This window comes from Actinacidiphila epipremni, assembly GCF_012034175.1.
GTDB lineage: Bacteria > Actinomycetota > Actinomycetes > Streptomycetales > Streptomycetaceae > Actinacidiphila > Actinacidiphila epipremni.
In genome coordinates, this window is the sequence record NZ_JAATEJ010000012.1 from 160,343 (window position 1) to 179,869 (window position 19,527).

The window sequence follows — 19,527 nt, forward strand, 5'->3', positions numbered from 1 at the left end:
GGCGGGGGATATGCCCCGCGGTCGCCCCGAAGGGGTCAGGGCGCGAGCGTCGGATACAGCGGGTACCGCTCGGCCAGCGCCGTGACGCGGGCCCGCAGCGCGTCCGCGTCGAAGACCGGCAGCAGCGCGGCGGCGATGACGTCGGCGACCTCGCGGAAGGCGTCGGTGTCGAAGCCGCGGGTGGCCAGCGCCGGCGTCCCGATCCGCAGGCCCGACGTCACCATCGGCGGGCGCGGGTCGTTCGGCACCGCGTTGCGGTTCACGGTGATGCCGATGTCGTGCAGCCGGTCCTCGGCCTGCTGCCCGTCCAGCGCGGAGTCGCGCAGGTCGACCAGCACCAGGTGGACGTCCGTGCCGCCGGAGAGCACCTTCACGCCGGCCGCCGCCAGATCCTCACCGCCCAGCCGCTCGGCGAGCACCGCCGCGCCCTCCAGCGTCCTGGCCTGGCGCTCCCGGAACTCCTCGGTCATCGCCGCCTTGAAGGCGACCGCCTTGCCGGCGATCACATGCTCCAGCGGCCCGCCCTGCTGGCCGGGGAAGACCGCCGAGTTGATCTTCTTCGCCATCTCCGCGGTGGACAGGATCACCCCGCCGCGCGGGCCGCCCAGCGTCTTGTGCGTCGTCGTGGTGACCACATGTGCGTGCGGCACCGGCGAGGGGTGCAGCCCCGCCGCGACCAGGCCCGCGAAATGCGCCATGTCGACCATCAGATACGCGCCGACCTCGTCCGCGATCCGCCGGAACTCCGCGAAGTCCAGCTGCCGCGGATACGCCGACCAGCCCGCGATGACCAGCTTCGGGCGGTGCTCCTTGGCCAGCCGCTCCACCTCCGCCATGTCGACCAGGCCGGTGTCGGCGTCGACATGGTAGGCGGCGACCCTGTACAGCTTCCCGGAGAAGTTGATCTTCATGCCGTGCGTCAGGTGCCCGCCGTGCGCCAGGTCCAGGCCCAGGATCGTGTCGCCCGGCTTGAGCAGCGCGAACATCGCCGCCGCGTTCGCCTGGGCGCCCGAGTGCGGCTGGACGTTCGCGGCCTCGGCGCCGAACAGCGCCTTGACCCGGTCGACGGCCAGCTGCTCGATCACGTCGACGTGCTCGCAGCCGCCGTAGTAGCGGCGCCCGGGGTAGCCCTCGGCGTACTTGTTGGTGAGCACCGAGCCCTGGGCCTGCAGGACCGCGACCGGCGCGAAATTCTCCGACGCGATCATCTCCAGGGTGGACTGCTGGCGGCGCAGCTCGGCGTCGACCTCGGCGGCGACCTCCGGGTCGAAGTCGTGCAGTGACTGGTTCAGGAGCGACATGGGATCTTCCCTCGGGTACGGGGGCGGGGCGGGCTCAGCCGGCGATGAAGGCGTCGTACTCGGCCGCGGTCAGCAGCTCCGCGTCCTCCCCCGCCACCTTCACCCGGAACAGCCAGCCGTCCTCGAAAGGCGCGGAGTTGACCAGCGACGGATCGTCGTTCACGTCCTGGTTGACCTCGGTGACCTCGCCGGAGACCGGGGCGTACAGCTCGCTGACGGACTTGGTGGACTCCAACTCGCCGCAGCTCTCGCCCGCGGTCACCGACGCGCCGACCTCGGGGAGCTGGACGAAGACGACGTCACCGAGCGCGTCGGCGGCGTGCGAGGTGATGCCGACCGTGCTGACACCGTCCTCGGGGGCGCCGACCCACTCGTGTTCCTTGCTGTAGCGCAGCTGCTCAGGATTGATGCTCATGACGGAATTCTCCCGGATGCGAAGAGGTGATGTCGGGGACGGCGCGGCGGCCTGTGGAAAACCCGGCGTCCGCGCCGCCGCCCCAAGGGACCTGTGGAAAACTTCCGCGGGCTCAGCGCTCGCGGTGGTAGAAGGGCAGCGCCACGACGCGGTACGGCTCCCGGCTGCCCCGGATGTCGACCGCGACGCCCGGCGTCCCCGGCTGCGCGACGGACCCGTCGACGTACGCCATCGCGATCGGCACCCCGAGGGTCGGCGACGGCGCGCCCGAGGTGACCTCGCCGACGACCGTGCCGTCCGGGCCGGTCACGGCGAAGCCCGCCCGCGGCACCCGGCGCCCCTCGGCGACCAGCCCGACCAGCGTGCGCGGCGGCTGCTCGGCGGCCCGCGCCGCGGCGGCCTCCAGGGCGGCGCGGCCGACGAAGTCGCCCGGCTTGTCGAACTTCACGACCCGCCCGAGGCCCGCGTCGAACGGCGTCACGTTCGCGGTCAGCTCGTGCCCGTACAGCGGCATGCCCGCCTCCAGCCGCAGCGTGTCGCGGCACGACAGCCCGCACGGCACCAGCCCGGCGTCCGCGCCGGCCGCCAGCAGCGCCTCCCACAGCCGCTCGGCGTCCCCGGGCGCCACGAACAGCTCGAAGCCGTCCTCACCGGTGTAGCCGGTCCTGGCGATCAGCGCCGGGACGCCCGCGACGGTCCCCGGCAGCCCGGCGTAGTAGCGCAGGCCCGCCAGGTCCGCGTCGGTGAGCGCGGCCACGATGCCGGGCGCCTGCGGGCCCTGCACGGCCAGCAGCGCGTAGCCGTCCCGGTCGTCGGTGACGGCCGCGTCGAAGTCCGTCGCCCGCAGCGCGACGGTGTCCAGCACCGTCTGGGCGTTGGAGGCGTTGGCGACGATCAGGAAGCGCTCGTCGGCCAGCCGGTAGACGATCAGGTCGTCGAGGATGCCGCCGTCCGGCGCGCAGATCATCGTGTAGCGGGCCCGGCCGACGGCGAGCGCCGACAGATGGCCCACCAGGGCGTAGTCCAGCGCCTGCCCGGCCTGCGGCCCGGTCACGGTGATCTCGCCCATGTGGGACAGGTCGAACAGCCCGGCCCTGGTGCGGACGGCCTGGTGCTCCTCGCGCTCGCTGCCGTAGCGCAGCGGCATGTCCCAGCCGGCGAAGTCGGTCATGGTCGCGCCGAGGGCGCGGTGCACCGCGTCGAGTGCGGTACGGCGCGGGGACGCGGCGGGCGGGGCGCTGGGCTGTGTCATCGGAGGTGCTCCCGGGGGCGGCGGACGGCGGACGTGGATCTGCGGGCCGGGACGTCTGCCCCGGCCTCCCCATCTGTCATCGGAACCTGAGAGGTTCACCGTGACCCTGCGGGCCGCGGTTTGCACCTTGGGTGGGGTGGGACCGGTGACGCCGGGCCGCCCGCTTTTCAGATCTGCCTCGCCCGCGCGGTATCTGTGCCTGAGAGATTCAAGGGAGGACTTGCTCCTTCGGCGCCCGCCCCCGTCGGTCATGGGGCCGGAACTCTCCCGCGCGGCCTCCAACGGCCGGTATGCGATTTGTCGTGGTGTGGCGTTGCTGACTTGCGCCGCCATCATTGCATGCCCGGGCGTGCCGGGCGCGCAGCCGCTAGTGTTTCCGGGCAGGACACGGGCCCCGACAGTGGCACAAGCGCGGACAAGGGTGGACATGGAGAATCCGGCACCGTACATATGGCCGGCCAACGAGCTGGAGGAGGTCCTCGCCGCCAGCCTCGGCAACCCCTCGGCGACGCCGCGGCTGCTGGAGGTCCTGGGCCGCTCCCATGTGTGGGTGCCGCTGCCGGGCGGCGGCTCGCCGGAGTCCACCGAGCTCGACCTGCCCACCATGGAGCTGAACGGCGCGCCCTATGTGCCGGTCTTCAGCTCCGAGCAGCAGTTCCGCCGCGGCGCCGAGGGCATGTCCTGCACGGTCGCCCCGGTACGCGAGTTCGCCCGCGGCCTGCCCCCGATGGTCGGCATCGCCGTCAACCCCGGCGGGGCTGTCGGCGTACCGCTGCCGCCGGGCGCCGTGGCGGAGCTGTGCCGCGGCGAGGGGCGGCTCGGCCCGTACGGCGAGCAGGGCCCCGGCGGGGCCAGGGTCCGGCTGTGGGAGCCCTCGCCGGACGAGGAGCCGGTGGACTTCCTCGCGGTCGCCGCCGCCGAATACGCCGTCACCCCGGTCGTGCTGAGCGCCCGCCGCGCCATGGCCGCCGTCGAGGAGGACCCGCCGGCGCTCTACATCGGCGTGGAACTCGACCGCTGGCAGGAACCCGACCGCGCCGTCGCCATGGACGCGCTCGGCCGCGCACTGGGCGCGGTGCCGCTGCCCTGGCCGGTCCACCTGATCCTGCTCGACATCGCCCAGGACCCGGTCAGCGACTGGATGCTGGAGGCCGTGCGTCCCTTCTACGCCAGGGACTGACCGGCCCGGCGCCCGGACGGCGGCGTATACGCGTCGTATACGCGGCATATAGCCGGCGCCGCTTGAGTCGGTCACCGTTCCACCGGTAACAGCCGACCTGATTTGATGGCGGAAGACGTACGAGGGGAAAGGGGCGGTCCGACGTGATCGCGGGCGCGCACGGCGGCGCGGCGGCCGGCCATGTGGAGCAGATGCTGCTCCAGGTGGCGCCGGGCCGCTACGACGCATACGAGAACCTGCTCGCGTCGCTGGCCGACGGCCAGGTCTGGATGCTGCTGTGGCAGGGCGCGCCCGGCGGGCCCGACGCGCAGTACGCCGCGATGGAGGTCGCCGGGCACCGCTACGCGCCGTGCTGCACCTCCCCCCGGGAGCTGGCCGCCAGCGGCTGGAACCGCGCGCACGAGATCGTCTCGGGCCGCGACATCGCCCTGACGCTCTTCCCCGACCACTGCGGCCTGTGGCTCAACCCGCACGCCCCCGGCGGCGGGGTCGGCATCCCCTGGCCCGACCTGCGCCGCGTCGCCGCCGGCCTGGACCTGCTGCCCGCGGGCCCGCTCCAGATCGGTGAGCCGTCGCTGCAGATCCCGCAGTTCTACGCGCTGCTGGCCACCGCTGCGCAACGCACCCCCGCGGTGCGCGCCCTGCGCCAGGCATGGGTGCAGCCGGCGCTGGGGGAGCCGTACCTGGCCATAGGCGTCGAGGTCTACGACTCCTCGCCGCAGGCGGTGGAAGCGGTGCGGCTGATGATGCAGCAGGCGGTCGCGGGCGTGCCCGAGGGCCTGCCCGTCTCGACGGTCGCGATGGCCGACGTCCACGACCCGGTGGCGATGTGGCTGCGCGCCAACACCCACCCATTCTTCGACCGCGACGCCTTCTCCAACCCCCCGTCCTGGGGCCCGCCCCCGCGCTACTGAGCGGCTACGGCAGCAGGCCCAGCGGCGGCGCGCCCAGCGCCAGCAGCCCGGCGTGGAAGGACGGCACACTGAACCCCGGCGAGCGCTGCGCGCGGTCCCGGGCGCGCCGGATCTCCAGCTTGCCCCAGGTGTAGCGGCCGTAGCCCGCGTCGAAGGTGCCCCGGCGGGCCTCGGAGGAGGCGCCCGCGGGCGCGAGGTGGGCGTCCCGCACGAACAGGCGGGTGGCCTCGGCCACGTCCATTGCGCCGGTGTGCAGCCCGATCGCGCATGTCAGCCGGGTCACCCGGACCAGCGCCTCCAGGGCCACGCCGATCGCGAAGCGCGGGTCGCGGGCGCGGAAGCCCTCGTCGAGGCAGACCTCCTCGACGTAGTGTGCCCAGCCTTCGCAGAAGGCGAGGCTGTGCAGGACCCGCCGGACCGGGCTGGAGGCCCGCCGCAGGGCGCGGCCATGGGCGAAGTGTCCGGGCGCGACCTCGTGCACGGTGATCGACGGCAGACTGGTGCGGCTGAAGACCGTCAGCCACTCCTCCCGCTCCTGGGCCGGCCAGTCCGGCTCGGGCGGCGTGACGTGGTACCAGGACGGCGTCTCCGGCTCGCCCGGGCCCGCCCACGTCATCATCGCCATGGCCCAGCGGCGTGACGGCGGCGCCGGGCCGACCAGGCACTCGCCGTCCAGATACGGGGCGAGCCGCCGCTCGCGGGTGAAGGCGATGACCTCCTCGGTGAGCCGGGCGGCCTCCGGGATGACGCCCTCGGCGCCCGGATGGTCGGCCAGCAGCTCCGGGATGAGGTCGTCGACCGCGCGGCGCGGGTCCAGGGCGCGGCAGGAGTCGGCGAGCAGCTGGCCGAGCCGTACGCGCTCCTTGCCGGCCGCGTCGGCCAGCGCCGTCAGGTCCACCCGCAAGCCCTCCTGGGAGCCCATCAGCGCGGCCAGGGCGGGCCCGCCGAGCCGCGGGTCGGGGTCGCCGTGCTCGGCGGCGTCCTCCAGGTGCGCCATGAGCCGGGCGTGCGCGCCCAGGGCCGCCGCCTCGACGGGGCCCTGCCCGGGGTCCAGGTCCGCCGCCAGGCCCTGCGCCGAGCCCAGCAGCGCCGCGGCGACCGGGGAGCTGACCCGGTCCAGCGAGGCGATCGCCGCGTCCACGGCGTCCGGCCACTGCGCCAGGTGGTTGCGGCGGGCCGCGGCCCGCTCCTTGCGCGGCGCGTACTCCCGGTCGTAGCAGGCCAGTTCCAGGTTGGACAGATGCGGGTACGGGTCGCGCCGGTGCAGCTCCAGCTCGCCGTACTGCACCCGCAGCGCGTCCTCGAAGACCCGCAGGTGCGCCTCGTCGTGCGGGTCCTCAAGGCGCGGCGTATTGCGCCGGGCCGTGTTGACGGCGGCGAGGGCCCGGCGTATTCCGTCGGGGGACAGGTCCTGCACGCGGCCGTCGTACTCGTGCAGCCCGGCCATCTCGCGGACGGTGGGCATCATCAGGTCGCAGACCGCGCGGAGCCGATCATCCATTCCACGACCGTAGCGTTGCCGCCGCCGCGCGTCTGCCCGGGGCACCGGGCGAGTCGGCACGGCGTGTCATGGCGCCATGGGCGGGGCGGAATTCACCCGGCCGGACCTCTGACGTCCGCCCGCCCCCGGCGTCCGGCGTCAGGTCTGCCCGGCGGTCCTGGCGCGGGCGACGGCCGGCCCGATGGCCCGGACGAGCTCGGCGACCTCGTCGGCGGTCGTCGTGTGGCCGAGGGAGAAGCGCAGCGTGGCGCGCGCGTGCGGGGCCGGCTGGCCCATGGCGAGCAGTACATGGCTGGGCTGTGCCACGCCCGCAGTACATGCCGAGCCGGTGGAGCAGGCGATGCCCTGGGCGTCCAGCAGCAGCAGAAGGGCGTCGCCCTCGCAGCCGGGGAAGGTGAAGTGCGCGTGCGTGGCGAGCCGGCCGCCGGGCGCCGGGTCGCCGTTGAGGACCGCGTCGGGGACCGCGTCCAACACCCCGCGTGCCAGCTCGTCCCGCAGCCGCCCGACGTGCGCGGTGAACTGCTCGCGCCGCTCGGCCGCGAGCGTGCCCGCGGCGGCGAACGCGGCGATGGCCGGCACGTCGAGCGTGCCGGAGCGGCTGCGCTCCTGCTCGCCGCCGTGCAGCAGCGGCACCGGGGTGTCGTCGCGGCGCAGCAGCAGGGCGCCGACGCCGTACGGGCCGCCCACCTTGTGCCCGGTCACGGTCATCGCGTCCAGGCCGCTCGCGGCGAAGTCCAGCTCCTCCTGGCCGAAGGCCTGCACCGCGTCGGAGTGCATCGGGACGCCGAACTCGGCGCATACGGCCGCGAGATCGGCGACGGGCAGGATCGTGCCGACCTCGTTGTTGGCCCACATCGCGGTGACCAGGGCCACGTCGTCCGGGTTCGCCGCGAGCGCCGCGCGCAGGGTGTCCGGCCCGACCCTGCCGTAGGCGTCGACCGGCAGCCATTCCACGACGGCGCCCTCGTGGTCGGCGAGCCAGTGCACCGCGTCCAGGACCGCGTGGTGCTCCACCGGGCTGGACAGGACGCGCACCCGGCGCGGGTCGGCGGCCCGGCGGGCCCAGAACAGGCCCTTGACGGCCAGGTTGTCCGACTCCGTGCCGCCGCCGGTGAAGACGACCTCGCTGGGCCGTGCGCCCAATGCCGCGGCAAGGGCCTCGCGCGCCTCCTCCACCGTCCGCCGGGCCCGGCGGCCCGCTGCGTGCAGGGCCGACGCGTTCCCCGTCACCGTCAGGTGCGCGGTCATCGCCTCGACCGCCTCCGGGAGCATGGGCGTGGTGGCGGCGTGATCGAAGTAGGCCATGATTTTCCGATTCTACGGTCCGCCCGGCCCGGCTCGCCCCGCCCGTCCGCCGCCGGCACCCCGCAGCCCATTGCGCCGCGGCGCGCAGCCCATTGCGCCGCCGCGGCCGGCGGCCGTCAGGGGCGCGGCGCGCGGGCCAGTTGCCGGGACTGCGCCACCAGGCGGTCCTTGCTGTCCCAGACCTGCGCGTCCTCCTCCAGCAGCCCGCCCGCCAGGTTGCGGGTCGTCAGGGCCACCCGGACCGGTCCCGGCGCCGGCTGCGCCCGCAGATGGACGGTCAGTTCGAGGGTCGGCACCCATCCCGCGAGGCCCAGGTCGAAGGCGGTCGGCGGCAGCGCGTCGACGGCCAGCAGCAGCGACAGCGCGTCGTGGTCGCGCCCGTCGGCCAGGCCCAGCCAGCCGCGCATGTCCCCGGCGCCGGAGGGCGCGCCCACCGCCCAGCCGGCCGTCGCCGGGTCCAGGCGCAGGTCGAGCCGCTTGAGGATCTCGGTGGAGCCGGTGACCGGACCGCCCTCGGGCGCGTCGTCGGAGCCGACGCAGTCCTCGTACGGGGGCATCTCCGGCGGTCGCGCCGCGGTGCGTACGTCGTCGGGCAGCGCGGCGAGGTCGCCGTACGCGGCGATGACCCGGATCCGCTCCACCTCGCGGCCCTCGGCGTCCCGCTGGAAGAGCGACGCCTGGCCGGTGGACATGCTGCGCCCGGCGCGTACGGTCTCGGTCCTGATCACCGCGGGGCCCGGCTCCGAGGCGGTCAGGTAGTGCGCGGTGACGGTCAGCGGGTCGGGGTGGGGGAGCGCGGCACGCAGCGCGCGGCCCACGACGGCCAGCAGATAGCCGCCGTTGACGGCCCTGATGATCGTCCAGCCCGCCGAGAGGCCCGCGTCGTACAAGCCGGGCTCGCCGGGGCGCGCGGCCACGGCGGTGTCGCGGTCGAACTCGCTGTCCCCGAGGGCCGCACGGGCCGATGCATATGCCATGAGTCGATGTTACCCGTCAGTAGTCGCCGGTTGTCCAGCCCCGGCGGTGCCCGTCAGCCCCGGGCGTGCACCGGCCGGTCCCGCTAGGCCCCGCTCGCCCCTGTCCGCCCCCACGATGCCCGGCCGCTCCCGGCCGCCGGCCACCGCCCCCTGTGGATAACCCCGAGGGCCGCCGCGGCCGGGCCGTTACCCTGGACCGGTGAACGACTTCTCCCCGCCCGCCGCGCCCAAGAGGCTGCGCGTGCTCGCCGCGATGAGCGGCGGTGTCGACTCCGCGGTGGCCGCCGCCCGCGCTGCGGAGGCCGGGCATGACGTCACCGGCGTCCACCTGGCCCTGTCCGCCAACCCGCAGAGCTTCAGGACCGGCGCCCGCGGCTGCTGCACCGTCGAGGACTCCCGCGACGCCCGCCGCGCCGCCGACGTCATCGGCATCCCCTTCTACGTGTGGGATCTCGCCGAGCGCTTCCGCGAGGACGTGGTGGCCGACTTCGTCGCCGAATACGCCGCCGGCCGCACCCCCAACCCGTGCCTGCGGTGCAACGAGAAGATCAAGTTCGCCGCGCTGCTCGACAAGGCACTCGCCCTCGGCTTCGACGCGGTGTGCACCGGCCACTACGCCACGATCGTCACCCGCGACGACGGCACCCGCGAGCTGCACCGTGCCAGCGACGCGGCCAAGGACCAGTCCTACGTCCTCGGCGTGCTCGACGAGCGGCAGTTGGCGCACGCGATGTTCCCGCTCGGCGACACCCTCACCACCAAGGACGAGATCCGCGCCGAGGCCGAGCGCCGGGGCCTGGCCGTCGCCAAGAAGCCCGACAGCCACGACATCTGCTTCATCGCCGACGGCGACACCCAGGGCTTCCTCGCCCGGTCCCTCGGCAGCGCCGAGGGCGCGATCGTCGACGAGGCCGGCCGCCGGGTCGGCACCCACCAGGGCGCGTACGGCTTCACCATCGGCCAGCGCAAGGGCCTTCGGCTCGGCGTGCCCGCCGACGACGGCAAGCCCCGCTATGTGCTGGACATCTCACCGGTCGACAACACCGTCACCGTCGGCCCCGCCGAAGCCCTCGACGTGACCGCGCTCACCGCCATACGCCCCCGCTGGTGCGGCACCCCGCCCACCGGCCCCGCCGCGTACACCGCGCAGCTGCGCGCCCACGGCGAGGACGTGCCCGTGACCGCCGAGCTGACCGGCGGCGAGCTGCGGGTCGGCTTCGCCGAGCCGGTGCGCGGCGTCGCCCCCGGCCAGGCCGTGGTCCTCTACGACGGCACCCGCGTCGTCGGCTCCGCCACCATCGCCACCACCGACCGCGCCGCCATCGACCGCGCCACCACCGCGCACGAGCAGAAGCCCCCGGTGACCGTATGAACATCGGCGTGTTCCTGTCCGCCGCGGACCTGTCGGAGCAGTACACCGAGCCGGCCCGCGAGTTCGGCAAACTGCTCGGCGCCGGCGGCCACACCCTGGTGTGGGGCGGCTCCGACGTCGGCCTGATGAAGGTGCTCGCCGACAGCGTCCAGGAAGCCGGCGGGCGGCTCGTCGGCGTCTCGGTGGAATTCCTCCAGGCCAAGGCGCGGGCCGGCGCCGACGAGATGATCGTCACGCCCGACCTCGCCCGACGCAAGGCCGAACTGCTGCGGCTGAGCGACGCCCTGGTCGTCATGGTCGGCGGCACCGGCACCCTGGACGAGGCCACCGAGATCCTGGAGCTGAAGAAGCACGGCCTGCACGCCAAACCGGTGGTGCTGCTCAACAGCGCCGGTTTCTACGACGGCCTGGAGCTGCAACTGCGCAGGATGGACGCCGAGGGCTTCCTGCCCCTGCCGCTGTCCCAGCTCGTGTACGTGGCCCAGGACGGCGCCGACGCACTGGCCTACCTCCAGGAGCAGCTGTGAGCGACCCGCGCATCCACCTGGTCACCGGTGCCGGGTCCGGTATCGGCAGCGCCGTCGCCGCCCGGCTGCTGGAGCGCGGCGACGAGGTCTGGCTGCTGGCCAGGGACGCCGCGCGGGCGAAGGAGCTGGCCGCGCGGCACGAGGGCGCCCGCACCCTGGTCGGGGATCTCGCCGAGCCCGCCCGGCTGTCGTGGGCGCTCGGCCACCAGGCGCCGCCGGACCGCCTCGACTCGCTGCTGCACATCGCCGGCACCGTCGAGCTCGGCCTGGTCGGCGACCTCACGCCGAAGATCTGGCAGGAGACCCTCGCCGTCAACCTGCTGGGCCCGGCCGAGCTCACCCGCCTGCTGCTGCCCCAACTGCGGCTGTCCCGCGGCCACGTCGTCTTCGTCAACTCCACCTCGGGCCTGGCCGTCAGCGCCGAGTGGAGCGCCTACGGGGCCAGCAAGTCCGGCCTGCGCGCCCTCGCCGACGCGCTGCGCGCCGAGGAGCACCCCGCCGGGGTGCGGGTGACGTCGGTCTACCCCAGCCGCACCGCGACGCCGATGCAGCGCAAGGTCCACCAGCAGGAGGGCAAGCCCTACGACCCGGCGCGCTGGATCGCCCCCGAGTCGGTCGCCGCGACCGTGCTCGCGGCCCTGGACCTGCCGCGGGACGCCGAGCTGACCGACGTCACCGTCCGCCCCGGCCGATAAGCCCGGTGGCGGCCCGCCCGCCCGGGCGCCCCACGCCGGCGGGCTACCCTTCCGGCGTGAGCAACGACCTGCACCTTCCCCCGGCCACCGGCACCGGCGTCGGCTCGATGCCCGGCACCGACGCCCGCGAGGCCGCCCGCGTCGCCACCGAGGCCCCGCAGGGCATCGCCTTCCTGCCCGAGCTGCCCGCCCGCGGCCCCGGCGCGGACATGACCGGCCGCACCCTCGGCCTGCTGGTGGAGCTCTACGCCCAGCTGGAGCCCAGCGGCTGGCGCTTCGCCGACCGGCCCGGCCGCGACACCCGCAGGGCCAGGTCGTGGCTGGGCGAGGACCTGGACGCCGTCGAGGAGTTCACGCAAGGCTACGCGGGCCACCTCAAGGTCCAGGCCGTCGGCCCGTGGACGCTCGCCGCCGCCGTGCAGACCCGGCAGGGCGAGGCGGCGCTGCGCGACCCGGGCGCCTGCCGCGACCTCGCCGGCTCGCTCACCGAGGGCCTGGCCGCCCACCTCGCGGACGTGGCCCGGCGGGTGCCCGGCGCACAGGTCGTGCTCCAGCTCGACGAGCCGTCCCTGACGGCGGTGCTGCGCGGGCAGGTCCGCACCGCCAGCGGCTACCGCACCTACCGGGCGGTGGACCGCGCGGTCGTCGAGTCGGTGCTGCGCGACGTGGTCGCCGCGGTGGACGTGCCGGTCGTCGTCCACTCCTGCGCCCCCGAGGTGCCGTTCGCGCTGCTGCGCGCCGCGGGCGCGGCGGGGGTGTCCTTCGACTTCGGGCTGCTCACCGAGCGTGACTGGGACGCCATCGGCGAGGCGGCCGAGGCGGGCACCGCGCTGTTCGCCGGTGTCGTGCCGGGCACCGACGCCCCGTTGTCGGACCCTCCCGGTAGCGTGAGTGGTGTTCGGGCGCTGTGGCGCAGGTTGGGGCTGGCACCGGGGGCACTGGGTTCCTCCGTCGCCGTCACCCCGTCCTGCGGCCTGGCGGGGGCCACACCGGCCTACGCCCGGGCCGCTCTCGCGCACTGCGCGAAGGCGGCACGGTCGCTCGTCGACAACCCTGAGTAGCCGGGTCCCGCAGCGGGGGCCGGCGCTCGGGACCGGAGCCGGGAACCCGGGGAGTCGGGCCGGGAAGCGAGGAAGGACGCGGTCGTGGAGGACACGCAGATTCCGGCGGAGGCACGCGAGGAGCACGCCCGCCTTGCCGAGCAGGTCGAGGAGCACCGCTTCCGGTACTACGTCAAGGACGCACCCGTCGTCAGCGACGCCGAGTTCGACCGGCTGCTGCGCCGCCTGGAGGAGATCGAGCAGGCCCACCCGGGCCTGCGCACCCCCGACTCGCCCACCCAGAAGGTCGCCGGCGCGTACGAGACGGAGTTCACCTCCGTCCAGCACCGCGAGCGCCTGCTGTCGCTGGACAACGCGTTCACCGACGAGGAGCTGACGACGTGGGCCGACCGCGTCGCCGCCGAGCTCGGCCCGCCCGACAACGAGCGCAGCCCCTACCACTTCCTGTGCGAGCTGAAGGTCGACGGCCTCGCGGTCAACCTCACGTACGAGAACGGCCGGCTGACCCGCGGCGCCACCCGCGGCGACGGCCGCACCGGCGAGGACATCACGCCGAACGTGCGGACCATCGCCGACATCCCCGACCGGCTCGCCGGCGACCGGGTGCCGGCCCTGGTGGAGATCCGCGGCGAGGTCTACTTCCCCGGCGAGAAGTTCGAGGAGCTCAACGAGCGGCTGGTCGAGGCCGGTGAGAAGCCCTTCGCCAACCCGCGCAACGCGGCGGCCGGTTCGCTGCGCCAGAAGGACCCGCGGATCACCGCCTCGCGTCCGCTGCGGATGGTCGTCCACGGCATCGGCGCCCGCGAGGGCTTCGACATCGACTGCCAGTCGCACGCCTACGAGCTGCTGCGCGAATGGGGCCTGCCCACCGCCGGCCACAACAAGACGGTCGGCTCGCTCGCCGAGGTGCGCGACTTCATCGCCTACTACGGCGACCACCGGCACGACGTGGAGCACGAGATCGACGGCGTCGTCGTCAAGGTCGACGAGATCCCGCTGCAGGGCCGGCTCGGCTCGACCTCGCGCGCCCCGCGCTGGGCGATCGCCTGGAAGTACGCGCCGGAGGAGGTCAACACCCGGCTGCTGGAGATCCGGGTCGGCGTCGGCCGCACCGGCCGCGTCACGCCCTACGCGGTGGTCGAGCCGGTCACCGTCGCCGGCTCCGAGGTGGAGTTCGCCACCCTGCACAACCAGGACGTGGTCAAGAAGAAGGGCGTCCTGATCGGCGACACCGTCGTGCTGCGCAAGGCCGGCGACGTGATCCCGGAGATCCTCGGCCCGGTGGTGGACCTGCGGGACGGCACCGAGCGGGAGTTCGTGATGCCCGCCGAGTGCCCCGACTGCGGGACGGCGCTGCAGCCGATGAAGGAGGGCGACATCGACCTGCGCTGCCCCAACGCCCGCTACTGCCCCGCCCAGTTGCGCGAGCGCATCTTCTACCTCGCCGGCCGCCGCAGCTTCGACATCGAGGCGCTGGGATACGTCGCCGCGACCGCGCTGACCCAGCCGCTGGACGCCGAGCCGCCGCTGCGCGACGAGGGCGACCTGTTCTCGCTGGACATCGAGCGGCTGCTGCCCATCCGCTCCTACGTCCTGGACCAGGACACCGGCCTGCCCAAGCGCGACCCGGAGACCGGCGAGCCGAAGATCGTCACCTTCTTCGCCAACCAGAAGGGCGAGCCGAAGAAGAACGCCCTGGCGATGCTGGACAACATCCAGGCCGCCAAGGAGCGCCCGCTCGCCCGCGTCATCACCGGGCTGTCCATCCGGCACGTCGGCCCGGTCGCCGCCGCCGCGCTCGCCCGCGAGTTCCGCGACCTGGACCGGATCAAGGACGCCGCCGAGGAGGAGCTGGCCGCGGTCGACGGGGTCGGCCCGACGATCGCCGCCTCGCTCAAGCAGTGGTTCGCCGAGGACTGGCACCTGGAGATCATCCGCAAGTGGCGGGAGGCCGGCGTCACCTTCCACGAGGAGGGCTCCGACGAGGGGCCGCGGCCACTCGAAGGGGTGACCGTGGTCGTGACCGGAACGCTGTCGACATATACCCGGGATGGCGCAAAAGAGGCGCTGGGCAGCCAAGGTGCGAAAGTCACCGGCGCGGTGTCCAAGAAAACGGACTTCGTCGTGGTGGGCGACAACCCCGGCTCGAAGTTCGACAAAGCCGTGCAGCTGAAAGTGCCTGTTCTGGACGAGGAGGGCTTCGCCGTCCTGCTCGCCGACGGCCCCGACGCGGCCCGGGTAAAAGCGGTGAACCCCGTGGAAACGGACACCGCGGCGGACGGGGCGGCGCCCGCGGAAACGGGTGGTGAATCCGACTGAATGGCCCGGGGATGTCACCCCATCGGCCTATATCAGAATACGTCGATGTGCCTGGTCGCATTCGGGCAACCCCGGTCGATCGGTGCCCGGGACGGCACCGGCGGGCCTAGTGTTGAGACGCGCCACCGCCGCGGAGATACGTTCCGGCACCCGACGGAACTCGCCAACGGGCAGGGCGCGGTGAGACCTGCTTGCTTCACCGGGCTGTGAGAGGGACGGGCATGCATTCGACGGAGAGTGCCGCAGCGACGCCGCTGCCTGCCGCCGCCGCGCCCGTCACCGCCCCGCCGCCCCCGGCGCCGTCCCTGTCCCGGTCCGTGGTGCGCACGCTGGCGCCGCCGGCCGCCGCGGCCTGCCTGGTCGCCGGCGTCGTCCGGGTGCTCGGCCACGGCCACGCGCTCTTCCCCGGCGGCACCGGCGGCTGGGGGTTCGCGATCCTGACCGGCATCATCGTCGGCCACCTGGTGGCGATGGGCCGCGACCGCTGGTGGGGCGGCACCGGATCCGGTGCCGCCCTCACGCTCGCCATGCTGCTCGTCCACGGCTGGGTGGCCGCCCTGCTGGTCAGCCTCGCCGTGGTCACCCTCGTCGGCGCCGCCCGCCGGCACCGCTGGCGGCAGGCCGTGCTCTACGGCTCCATCGACGTCCTCGGCATCAGCGCCGGCGCCGCCGTGCTGGGCCTGTGCGGCGTCCACCCGTGCGTCGAGCAGCCCTGGGACCCGCACGACTGGACGATGACCGCCGTGCCGATCGTCGCCCTCACCGCGCTGACGTACATGGCCGCGACCCGCGCCCTGCTGTGGTTCGCCTTCGCGCCGCGCGGCGACGGCCTGCCCACCGTCACCAAGGCCGCCCTCGTCCGGCAGGGCATGCTCGGCGGCGCGCTGCTCGGCATCTCCCCGCTGATCCTCGTCGTCGGCTGCGCCAAGCCCGCCCTGCTGCCGCTGTTCTCCGTGCCCCTCATCGCGCTGGACTCCACCTTGTGGATCGCCCACGCCCGCGCCGAGGAGCAGTTGCGCGACCCGCTCACCGGGCTGCCCAACCGGCAGTGGCTGCTGGAGCGCGCCTGGGCCGCGCTGGACGAGGGGCTGGAGGACTGCGAGCGCGCCGAGCCCGGCTTCCTCGCCGCGTCCGGCGGCGCCGGCTGCCACCCGCCCGAAGGGTGCGGCCGGGTCGGGCTCATCCTGATCGACCTCGACAAGTTCCGCTCCGTCAACGACACCCTCGGCCACCTCGCCGGCGACCGGCTGCTGCTCCAGGTCGCCGACCGGCTGCGGATGGCGCTGCCGCGCGGCGCGGAGGCGGCCCGGCTCGGCGGCGACGAGTTCGCCGTGCTGCTGCCCGGCTGCGACTCCGCGACCCGCGCCCAGCGCATCGCCCGCACCCTGGTCGCCGCCCTCGCCTCGCCGCTCAGCCTCGACGGGCTGTCCCTGGTGCTGGAGGCCAGCGCCGGCGTCGCCGTCTTCCCCGACCACGCGCTGGACGCCGAGGGGCTGCTGCGCCGCGCCGACGTCGCGATGTACCAGGCCAAGCGGGACAACAGCGGCGTCGAGGTCTACGAGGCCACCCGGGACGGCAACACCCCCGACCGGCTCGGCCTGCTCGGCGATCTGCGCCGGGCGCTGGACTCCGGCGACGTCGAGCTGCACTACCAGCCCAAGGTGCGTTTCGACGGCCGGGTGGCCGGCCTGGAGGCGCTGGTCCGCTGGGAGCACCCCGAGCGCGGCCGGGTCAGCCCCGAGGAGTTCATCACCATGGCGGAGACGTCGGGGCTGATGCCGCTGCTCACCGAGTACGTCCTGGACACCGCGCTCAGCCAGGTCGCGCAGTGGCGGGAGATGGGCCTGGACGTGCCCGTCGCCGTCAACGTCTCGCCGCGCGACGTCCACAGCCCCGGCTTCGCCGGCCTGGTCGCCGCCCGGCTGGCCCGCCACCAGGTGCCGCCCGGCTCGCTCCAGCTGGAGATAACCGAGCACGTCCTGCTGGAGGACCCGCAGCGCGCCGCCGACACCCTGCACGGGCTGACCGGCCACGGCGTGAAGATGTCGCTGGACGACTTCGGCACCGGCTACTCCTCGCTGGTGCACCTGCGGCGGCTGCCCGTCAGCGAGCTGAAGATCGACCGCTCGTTCGTGGCAAGGCTCGTCGTCGACACCGAGGACGCGGAGATCGTGCGCTGCACCGTCGACCTCGCGCACTCGCTGGGCCTGATGGTCGTCGCGGAGGGCGTCGAGGACGACGAGACCTGGGAGCGGCTGCGCGACCTGCACTGCGACGCCGTGCAGGGCTGGCTGGTCGCGGCGGCGATGCCGCCGGCCGAGGCGACGAAGTGGCTGCTGGCCCGGGGCGAGCGCGGGGCGCTCCCGCCGGGCGCCCGCAAGCTCCCGGCGCTGCCCGCCGCCGAGGGCGCCCCTTCTGCCCCCTCTGCCCCGCCCGCTCCGTCCGCCGCGCCTGCCGCGTCCGCCCCGGCCGCTCCTTCCACTCCGCCCGCCGCGGCGGTCGAACGGGCCTGAGGCCGGCGCACCCCCGGGAGTTATCCACAGGGACGGGGAACGGCTGCGCGGCGCGGTGTCCGCGCCCCATAGGATTGGGGCTCACACCGTAGACGTCTCACCCGCAGAGGATCGTATGAGCATCACGCGCGAGGAGGTCGCCCACCTCGGCCGGCTGGCACGGCTGGAGCTGTCCGGCGACGAGCTGGACCACTTCGCCGGGCAGCTTGACGACATCATCGGCGCGGTCGCCCGCGTCTCCGAGGTCGCCGCCGAGGACGTACCGCCGACCTCGCACCCGCTGCCGCTGACGAACGTGATGCGGGCGGACACCGTGCGCCCGTCGCTCACGCCGCAGCAGGCGCTGTCGGGCGCGCCGGCGCAGGAGCAGCAGCGCTTCAAGGTGCCGCAGATCCTCGGGGAGGACTGATCGCGATGACGGAGATCATCAAGCTCACCGCCGCGCAGACGGCGGAAAAGATCGCCTCCGGCGAGCTGACCGCGGTCGAGGTGGCCGAGGCCCACCTGGCCCGGATCGAGGCGGTCGACGAGAAGGTGCACGCCTTCCTGCACATCGACCGCGAGGGCGCCCTCGCGCAGGCCCGCGCGGTCGACGCCAAGCGCGCCGCGGGCGAGCCGCTGGGGCCGCTGGCCGGGGTGCCGCTGGCGATGAAGGACATCTTCACCACCGAGGGCGTGCCCACCACCGTCGGCTCGAAGATCCTGGAGGGCTGGATCCCGCCCTACGACTCCACGGTCACCAGGAAGCTCAAGGCCGCCGACGTCGTCATCCTCGGCAAGACCAACATGGACGAGTTCGCCATGGGCTCCTCCACCGAGAACAGCGCCTACGGCCCCACCGGCAACCCGTGGGACCTGACGCGTATCCCCGGCGGCTCCGGCGGCGGCAGCGCCGCGGCGCTCGCCGCGTACGAGGCACCGCTCGCGCTCGGCACCGACACCGGCGGCTCCATCCGCCAGCCGGCCGCCGTCACCGGCACCGTCGGCGTCAAGCCCACCTACGGCGGCGTCTCCCGCTACGGCATGGTCGCCTTCTCCTCGTCCCTGGACCAGGGCGGCCCGTGCGCCCGTACGGTGCTGGACGCCGCGCTGCTGCACGAGGCGATCGGCGGCCACGACCCGCTGGACTCCACCTCCATCGACGCGCCGGTCCCGCCGGTCGTCGAGGCCGCCCGCAGCGGCGACGTGCGCGGCATGCGGATCGGCGTCGTCAAGGAACTCGGCGGCGAGGGCTACCAGCCCGGCGTGGTGCAGCGCTTCGAGGAGTCCGTCGAGGTGCTGCGCGGGCTCGGCGCGGAGGTCGTGGAGATCTCCTGTCCCTCGTTCGTGTACGCCCTGGCCGCGTACTACCTCATCGCCCCCTCGGAGTGCTCCAGCAACCTGGCCCGCTTCGACGCGATGCGCTACGGCCTGCGGGTCGGCGACGACGGCACGAAGTCCGCCGAGGAGGTCACCGCGCTCACCCGCGAGGCCGGCTTCGGGCCCGAGGTCAAGCGCCGCATCATCCTGGGCACGTACGCCCTCAGCTCCGGCTACTACGACGCGTACTACGGCTCGGCCCAGAAGGTCCGCACCCTGATCACCCGCGACTTCGAGAAGGCCTTCGAACAGGTCGACGTGCTGGTCTCGCCGACCACCCCGACGACTGCGTTCCCGCTGGGCGAGCGGGTAGACGACCCGCTGGCGATGTACCTGGTGGACCTGTGCACCATCCCGGTCAACCTGGCGGGCAATGCGGCGATGTCGCTGCCCTGCGGGCTCGCGCCGGAGGACGGTCTACCGGTGGGCCTGCAGATCATCGCTCCCGCACTCAAGGACGACCGGCTCTACCGGGTCGGCGCCGCTGTCGAGGCCGCCTTCGTGAAGAAGTGGGGCCACGCGCTGCTTGAGGAGGCACCGCAGCTATGAGCAAGAAGAGCGACACCAAGAGCGACACGAGCACCAAGGGCAAGAAGAAGGGCACGGCCGGTACGTACCTGGCCATCGGCAGCACGCTGTTCGCGGCGTTCAGCAACGCCAAGAAGGTCCGCAGCGCCCGCCACGAGGACGACACCCTGCAACTGGTCGACGGTCTGATCCGGATCGCCGCCGTCGCCACCGGCGTCGCCCTGCTGGTGCGCGAACTGCGCCGGCCGGACGACGACGTGCTGGCCGGCTGACGGACCGGCGATGCCAGCAGGAAGCCAGGAGGAAGA

17 protein-coding genes and 1 riboswitch are annotated in these 19,527 nt (G+C 74.0%); of the genes, 11 read left to right on the forward strand and 6 right to left on the reverse strand.

Annotated elements, in window-relative coordinates; all coding sequences use genetic code 11:
- Positions 1-35: 35 nt before the first annotated feature.
- The 3 genes from glyA to gcvT form a co-directional block, all read right to left on the reverse strand.
- Positions 36-1,301 (reverse strand): serine hydroxymethyltransferase, encoded by a 1,266-nt coding sequence (gene glyA / locus HCN08_RS17155; protein ID WP_167983967.1) that lies wholly within the window; start codon positions 1,299-1,301, stop codon positions 36-38.
- A 34-nt stretch (positions 1,302-1,335) separates the two neighbouring features.
- Positions 1,336-1,716, reverse strand: coding sequence for a glycine cleavage system protein GcvH (gene gcvH / locus HCN08_RS17160; RefSeq protein WP_167983968.1), 381 nt, complete (start codon positions 1,714-1,716; stop codon positions 1,336-1,338).
- A gap of 112 nt (positions 1,717-1,828) precedes the next feature.
- Complete coding sequence (gene gcvT / locus HCN08_RS17165) at positions 1,829-2,968, reverse strand: glycine cleavage system aminomethyltransferase GcvT (protein ID WP_167983969.1); 1,140 nt, start codon at positions 2,966-2,968, stop codon at positions 1,829-1,831.
- A 177-nt stretch (positions 2,969-3,145) separates the two neighbouring features.
- Positions 3,146-3,248: riboswitch (glycine riboswitch) on the reverse strand.
- A 147-nt stretch (positions 3,249-3,395) separates the two neighbouring features.
- Between gcvT and HCN08_RS17170 the strand changes: the two genes are divergently transcribed.
- Positions 3,396-4,148 carry an enhanced serine sensitivity protein SseB gene (locus HCN08_RS17170; protein WP_167983970.1) on the forward strand — a complete coding sequence of 251 codons (753 nt, stop codon included), beginning with the start codon at positions 3,396-3,398 and terminating at the stop codon, positions 4,146-4,148.
- 191 nt (positions 4,149-4,339) lie between these two features.
- Positions 4,340-5,062 (forward strand): enhanced serine sensitivity protein SseB C-terminal domain-containing protein, encoded by a 723-nt coding sequence (locus tag HCN08_RS17175; RefSeq protein ID WP_167984020.1) that lies wholly within the window; start codon positions 4,340-4,342, stop codon positions 5,060-5,062.
- Positions 5,063-5,066: 4 nt separating this feature from the next.
- Here HCN08_RS17175 and HCN08_RS17180 read toward each other — a convergent pair whose 3' ends face one another.
- From HCN08_RS17180 to HCN08_RS17190, 3 genes are all read right to left on the reverse strand, one after another.
- Positions 5,067-6,563: a DUF885 family protein gene (locus HCN08_RS17180; protein WP_167983971.1), complete on the reverse strand. Its 1,497-nt coding sequence runs from the start codon at positions 6,561-6,563 to the stop codon at positions 5,067-5,069.
- Positions 6,564-6,701: 138 nt separating this feature from the next.
- Complete coding sequence (locus HCN08_RS17185; RefSeq protein WP_167983972.1) at positions 6,702-7,868, reverse strand: cysteine desulfurase family protein; 1,167 nt, start codon at positions 7,866-7,868, stop codon at positions 6,702-6,704.
- 116 nt (positions 7,869-7,984) lie between these two features.
- On the reverse strand, positions 7,985-8,845 hold the full coding sequence (locus tag HCN08_RS17190) for a thioesterase family protein (RefSeq protein ID WP_167983973.1): 861 nt from the start codon (positions 8,843-8,845) through the stop codon (positions 7,985-7,987).
- Between the two features lie 199 nt (positions 8,846-9,044).
- Between HCN08_RS17190 and mnmA the strand changes: the two genes are divergently transcribed.
- The 9 genes from mnmA (at position 9,045) to HCN08_RS17235 (ending at position 19,491) form a co-directional block, all read left to right on the forward strand.
- A complete protein-coding gene (mnmA, locus tag HCN08_RS17195) occupies positions 9,045-10,217 on the forward strand; it encodes a tRNA 2-thiouridine(34) synthase MnmA (protein WP_322974497.1) in 1,173 nt (390 codons plus the stop codon).
- Positions 10,214-10,744 (forward strand): LOG family protein, encoded by a 531-nt coding sequence (locus HCN08_RS17200; RefSeq protein WP_167983974.1) that lies wholly within the window; start codon positions 10,214-10,216, stop codon positions 10,742-10,744. Before mnmA ends, HCN08_RS17200 begins: the two co-directional genes overlap by 4 nt.
- Entirely contained in the window at positions 10,741-11,439 is a 699-nt protein-coding gene (locus tag HCN08_RS17205; RefSeq protein ID WP_322974498.1) for an SDR family oxidoreductase, read from the forward strand. The genes HCN08_RS17200 and HCN08_RS17205 overlap by 4 nt, the downstream gene beginning before the upstream one ends.
- Positions 11,440-11,495: 56 nt before the next feature.
- Complete coding sequence (locus HCN08_RS17210) at positions 11,496-12,500, forward strand: methionine synthase (protein ID WP_167983975.1); 1,005 nt, start codon at positions 11,496-11,498, stop codon at positions 12,498-12,500.
- An 84-nt stretch (positions 12,501-12,584) separates the two neighbouring features.
- Positions 12,585-14,819 carry an NAD-dependent DNA ligase LigA gene (gene ligA / locus HCN08_RS17215; RefSeq protein WP_167983976.1) on the forward strand — a complete coding sequence of 745 codons (2,235 nt, stop codon included), beginning with the start codon at positions 12,585-12,587 and terminating at the stop codon, positions 14,817-14,819.
- Positions 14,820-15,040: 221 nt separating this feature from the next.
- Positions 15,041-17,332 carry a putative bifunctional diguanylate cyclase/phosphodiesterase gene (locus HCN08_RS17220; protein ID WP_167983977.1) on the forward strand — a complete coding sequence of 764 codons (2,292 nt, stop codon included), beginning with the start codon at positions 15,041-15,043 and terminating at the stop codon, positions 17,330-17,332.
- Between the two features lie 115 nt (positions 17,333-17,447).
- Complete coding sequence (gatC, locus tag HCN08_RS17225) at positions 17,448-17,741, forward strand: Asp-tRNA(Asn)/Glu-tRNA(Gln) amidotransferase subunit GatC (protein ID WP_167983978.1); 294 nt, start codon at positions 17,448-17,450, stop codon at positions 17,739-17,741.
- A gap of 5 nt (positions 17,742-17,746) precedes the next feature.
- Positions 17,747-19,240 (forward strand): Asp-tRNA(Asn)/Glu-tRNA(Gln) amidotransferase subunit GatA, encoded by a 1,494-nt coding sequence (gene gatA / locus HCN08_RS17230; protein ID WP_167983979.1) that lies wholly within the window; start codon positions 17,747-17,749, stop codon positions 19,238-19,240.
- Complete coding sequence (locus HCN08_RS17235; RefSeq protein ID WP_167983980.1) at positions 19,237-19,491, forward strand: hypothetical protein; 255 nt, start codon at positions 19,237-19,239, stop codon at positions 19,489-19,491. Before gatA ends, HCN08_RS17235 begins: the two co-directional genes overlap by 4 nt.
- The last annotated feature ends 36 nt before the right edge of the window (positions 19,492-19,527 follow it).